A 4,369-nucleotide genomic window follows, 5' to 3' on the forward strand; every position below is an offset into this window, starting at 1 on the left:
GCGTCCGCAAGGTCGGTGGCACCACGATTCGTTCGATCGGCGGCATCGCCAAGCTGCAGACCATCAAGGACAACGACGAAGCCTACGTCCCGCCCCGCGAGATGCTGCGTGAATTGATGAACGACAACAAGGCAATGGCTGCCGCGATGCGCAAGGCGCACAAGATCGTCGACGACGTCGAGGACGCGGCCTCGGCCGGCCTGCTGGAAAACTTCATCGACGAAACCGAGCGTCGCACCTGGTTCCTGTTCGAAGCCAGCCGCCAGGAAGGCGGCAACGAAGACTAAGCGACGCACACCGCCATGCTTAAAAGCCCTCTCCGCAAGGAGCGGGCTTTTTGGAGGGTGGGCAAAGGCGCTCTTGCGCCGTGCCCACCACCTTGCCGTCATGTGTGCTGAAACATGGTGGGCACGCCCCGTCGCGCTTCGCGCGTCGAGGCTTTCCCCACCCTACGGCTACGACGCCTTCTTCGCGCGCATCAGGTCGGCGAAGCGCTTGAACAGATAATGCGAATCGCGCGGACCCGGTGATGCCTCGGGGTGATACTGCACCGAGAAAACCGGCTTGCCCTCGAGCTGGATGCCGCAATTGGAGCCGTCGAACAGCGAGATGTGCGTCTGCAGCGCGCCCTTCGGCAGGGTATCCTGATCGACCGCAAAGCCATGGTTCATCGAGGTGATTTCGACCTTGCCGGTGGTCTCGTCCTTGACCGGATGATTGGCGCCGTGATGGCCCTGATGCATCTTCTTGGTCTTGGCGCCGACGGCGAGGCCGAGCATCTGGTGACCGAGGCAAATGCCGAAGGTCGGCGTGCCCGATGCAATCACCTGCTGGATCACCGGCACGGCATATTTGCCGGTTTCGGCGGGATCGCCCGGGCCGTTGGACAGGAATACGCCATCCGGCTTCAGCGCCATGATGTCATCCGCCGAGGTGGTGGCGGGGACGACGGTGATCCGGCAGCCTTCGCCGGCCAGCAGTCGCAGGATGTTGCGCTTGATGCCGTAATCGATGGCGACGACGTGGAATTCAGGCGCGGTCTGGCGGCCGAAGCCTTTTTCCCATTCCCATGACGTCTCGTCCCAGGTGAAGCGCTGGGCGGAGGTCACCATCGGCACCAGGTCCATGCCTTCGAGGCCGGGCCATTCGCGGGCTTCTTCCTTCAAGCCGTGAAGGTCGAACTTGCCGTTCTGGGCGTGCACCAGCACCGCATTGGGCATGCCCTTATTGCGGATCAGCGCGGTCAGCGCGCGGGTATCGATGCCGGAAATGCCGACGATGCCGCGGGCCTTCAGCCAGGCGTCGAGATGGCGCGACGAGCGGTAATTCGACGGATCGGTGATGGCCGAGCGCAGGATCACGCCGCGGGCACCCGGCGTCGCCGCCATGTTGATGGTCTCGATATCTTCGTCGTTGGTTCCGACGTTGCCGACATGCGGGAAGGTGAAAGTAATGAGCTGCCCGGCATAGGACGGATCGGTGAGGATCTCCTCATAACCGGTCATCGCCGTGTTGAAGCAGACTTCGCCAACGGCCTGGCCTTCCGCGCCGAGGCCGAAGCCCTCCAGCACGGTGCCATCGGCGAGCACGAGAAGCGCGGTCGGTTTGTGGTCCGGCCAGGCTGAGGATGTTTCCGAGGGGGTCATGAGGGGACTACATAGTCTGCACATCCGCTTGCGTCAAAGCCGGAACGGGCAGATTCACATGCCAATATCCGGATTTCCATAATTCGGGCGGCGAGGGCGAGCGCAATCCGGGCGGGCCACCCTCTTGAGCCGGCGAGATAGCGGTCAAACTTGAATTAATCAAATACAGCTATGCGTGCTTGCCGGAACTTGGATTCGCAGCTAGCAAGCTGAAAATACTCTGTGTTTCCGGACATTTCAGTGCAGCTGGACTATTTTGCCGCGATGGCCGCGCGCTCGGCCGTTGCGCCGGCGCGATGGCGTCGACCATTTTTGAGATGGCTCGACGGTATCGAGAAGGGCTGGGCAATTCCGGCCCTGATTATCGCGTTTGCAGCGGTCTGGCTGCTGTTTCTCAGCGTCGCCTATCTCAGTGGTGATCTCCACGCCGACGCGCTCGAGACCTGGACCGTCGGCCGCCAATTCGCCTGGGGTAACGCCAAACATCCGCCGCTGATGGGCTGGGCCGCGCATCTCTGGACGCTGGTGTTTCCTCTCACCGACTGGTCATTCCAGTTGCTGGCCATGACCAACGCCGCGGTGGCGCTGTGGGCGGTGGATCTGATCGCACGCCGATTCGTGCGCGGCGATTCCCGCGCCGTTGTTCTATTGCTGTTGATGCTGCTGCCGGCCTACCAGTTTCATGCCCAGCGCTTCAACGCCAATACGGCGCTGCTCGCGGTGTGGCCGCTGGCGACCTATTGCTTTCTGCGTTCGTTCGAGAGCCGGACCGTCGGCTGGGCCGCGGCAACCGGCGCCTTCGCGGCGCTGGCGATGCTCGGCAAATACTACTCCGTCTTCCTGATCGGCAGCTTCGTGTTGGCGGCAGTCGTGCATCCGCAGCGCGCGGTTTATTTCAGATCGCGGGCGCCATGGGTTTCTGCGCTCGCCGGCCTGGTGGTGCTCGGGCCGCATCTGCACTGGCTCGCGACCACCGGTGCGACGCCCTTCGCCTATGCCATACAGGTCCATGGCGGCATCCCGCTGGGGCCGGCGGTTTTGGAAGCCTGCATGTTCGTGCTCGGGCTCGCCGCCACGCTGGCGCTGCCCGCGCTGGTCTGGGTGCTGTCGGCGGAGTTGCGGCTAAGGCGCTTTCCGGCCGATTTCCGCGCCATGCCTCCCGGGCTGGTGCTGCTGTTCTGGATTTTCGTGGGCACCGTTGTGCTCCCGGTGATCGCCGCGATCGTCATCGGCACCGACATGCCCTCGCTGTGGGCACTACAGGGTCTGTTCCTGGCGGCGATCCTGATTGTCGGCGGCGCGAGTTATACGCTGGAGCGCCTGTACGTGGTGAATCTGGCCGCGTTCGTCGCGGGGATCGCGGTGGTGGCGGTGGCGATCGCCGCGCCATACCATGCCTATTATCGCAACAACATTAATCCCAACGACCGCAGCTATTATCATCTTGCCGCCGATGAGCTGACACGGCGCTGGCACGCGGTCTCGGACCGGCCGCTGCCGGCGATATCGGGCGATGACGGCCTGGCCTTTGCCACCGCTTTCTACAGTCCGGACCACCCGGTCTACCGCCGACCGTTCCAGTACCAGTACAACTGGGGTCTGCCGCGGGTGACGACGTTGGAGAAGGGCTGGGCGGCGATGTGCTTCGCCGACGACGATCATTGTATGGACTGGATGCGCCGGGTCACGGCGATCGCGCCGCAATATACCCGGTTCGAATTTGTCGTGACGCCGCGGCTGTGGGGGCGGGATGGTATTCCCGCGACCATCGCGGCGTTGATGGTCACGCCGCACGGCAGTCGGACCGGCGCCCCGACTGGGCCTTTGTCCGAGGGCGTCGAGGATTTCAGCTCCAGCCAACGCCAGCCGACGCCGTGATCGCGAGACCCGCGGTTGTGCGGGCCCGGCAAAGCGCCTAGATCGTCCCCAACTGGCAAGCCCAACTGAATTGAGCCGGCACCGCGATGCGGGCCGCGAAGGAGACGCCATGCTGCGCGACGATATCAACAACGCCGTCAAGGACGCGATGCGCGCCAAGGACGAGCGCAAGCTCTCGACCCTGCGCATGGTCAACTCGACCATCAAGAACGCCGACATCGAGGCCCGCGGCCAGAGCAAGCCGCCATTGTCGGATGGCGACCTGCTCAGCCTGCTGCAGAAGATGATCAAGCAGCGCCAGGAATCCGTCGAGCTCTACGACAAGGGCAACCGCGCCGAACTCGCGGACCAGGAGCGCGAGGAGATCGCCATCATCTCGGCCTACCTGCCGAAGCAGATGTCGGAAGACGACGTCAAGGCTGCGATCGCAACGGAAATCGCCGAAGTCGGCGCCGCGGGCATCAAGGACATGGGCAAGGTGATCGCGGCGCTGAAGGCGAAATACGCCGGCCAGATGGACTTCGGCAAGGCCAGCGGCCTCGTGAAAGCCGCGCTGACGGCCTGAGTTCAAGCCGGCTTTGCCGCGATCAGCAGGAAGGCGCTGAGGGCGGCGGCGGCACAGAGCGCGGCGCCGATGGCAGCAGCGATTCCGAAGGCGCCGGCCAGCGCCGGGCCGGTCCCGGCGAGCACCGGGCCGATCAGCGCGGTGGCGACCAGTCCGCCGCTGCGCGCCACCGCGCTGTTGAAGCCCGACGCCGATCCCACATGCTGCGCATCGACCGACATCAGCACGGCGGTGGTCAGCGGCGCCACCGCGCCGGCCATGCCGAGGGCGATCACCACCA

Annotated in this window: 4 protein-coding genes and 1 pseudogene; 3 read left to right on the forward strand and 2 right to left on the reverse strand. The window is 64.4% G+C overall.

From position 1 onward, the window contains the following. On the forward strand, positions 1-287 hold a 287-nt coding region (locus JWR89_RS22940), incomplete at its 5' end, for a ferritin-like domain-containing protein (protein WP_299720424.1). A 168-nt stretch (positions 288-455) separates the two neighbouring features. On the opposite strand, the gene carA is transcribed toward JWR89_RS22940, so the two are convergent. After that, positions 456-1,646 carry a glutamine-hydrolyzing carbamoyl-phosphate synthase small subunit gene (gene carA, locus JWR89_RS22945; RefSeq protein WP_299720425.1) on the reverse strand — a complete coding sequence of 397 codons (1,191 nt, stop codon included), beginning with the start codon at positions 1,644-1,646 and terminating at the stop codon, positions 456-458. Between the two features lie 240 nt (positions 1,647-1,886). On the opposite strand from carA, the gene JWR89_RS22950 reads away from it, so the two are divergent. Together JWR89_RS22950 and JWR89_RS22955 are read left to right on the forward strand one after the other, a co-directional pair. Continuing rightward, positions 1,887-3,524: a glycosyltransferase family 39 protein gene (locus JWR89_RS22950; protein ID WP_366143007.1), complete on the forward strand. Its 1,638-nt coding sequence runs from the start codon at positions 1,887-1,889 to the stop codon at positions 3,522-3,524. 109 nt (positions 3,525-3,633) lie between these two features. Next, positions 3,634-4,089: a GatB/YqeY domain-containing protein gene (locus JWR89_RS22955; protein ID WP_299720427.1), complete on the forward strand. Its 456-nt coding sequence runs from the start codon at positions 3,634-3,636 to the stop codon at positions 4,087-4,089. A 2-nt stretch (positions 4,090-4,091) separates the two neighbouring features. Here the strand turns inward: JWR89_RS22955 and JWR89_RS22960 are convergent. Beyond that, positions 4,092-4,369: pseudogene (locus tag JWR89_RS22960) on the reverse strand (MFS transporter); the annotation flags it as partial.

Origin of the sequence: Tardiphaga sp. (assembly GCF_028290785.1) — a bacterium.
In the GTDB taxonomy this organism is placed as follows: domain Bacteria; phylum Pseudomonadota; class Alphaproteobacteria; order Rhizobiales; family Xanthobacteraceae; genus Tardiphaga.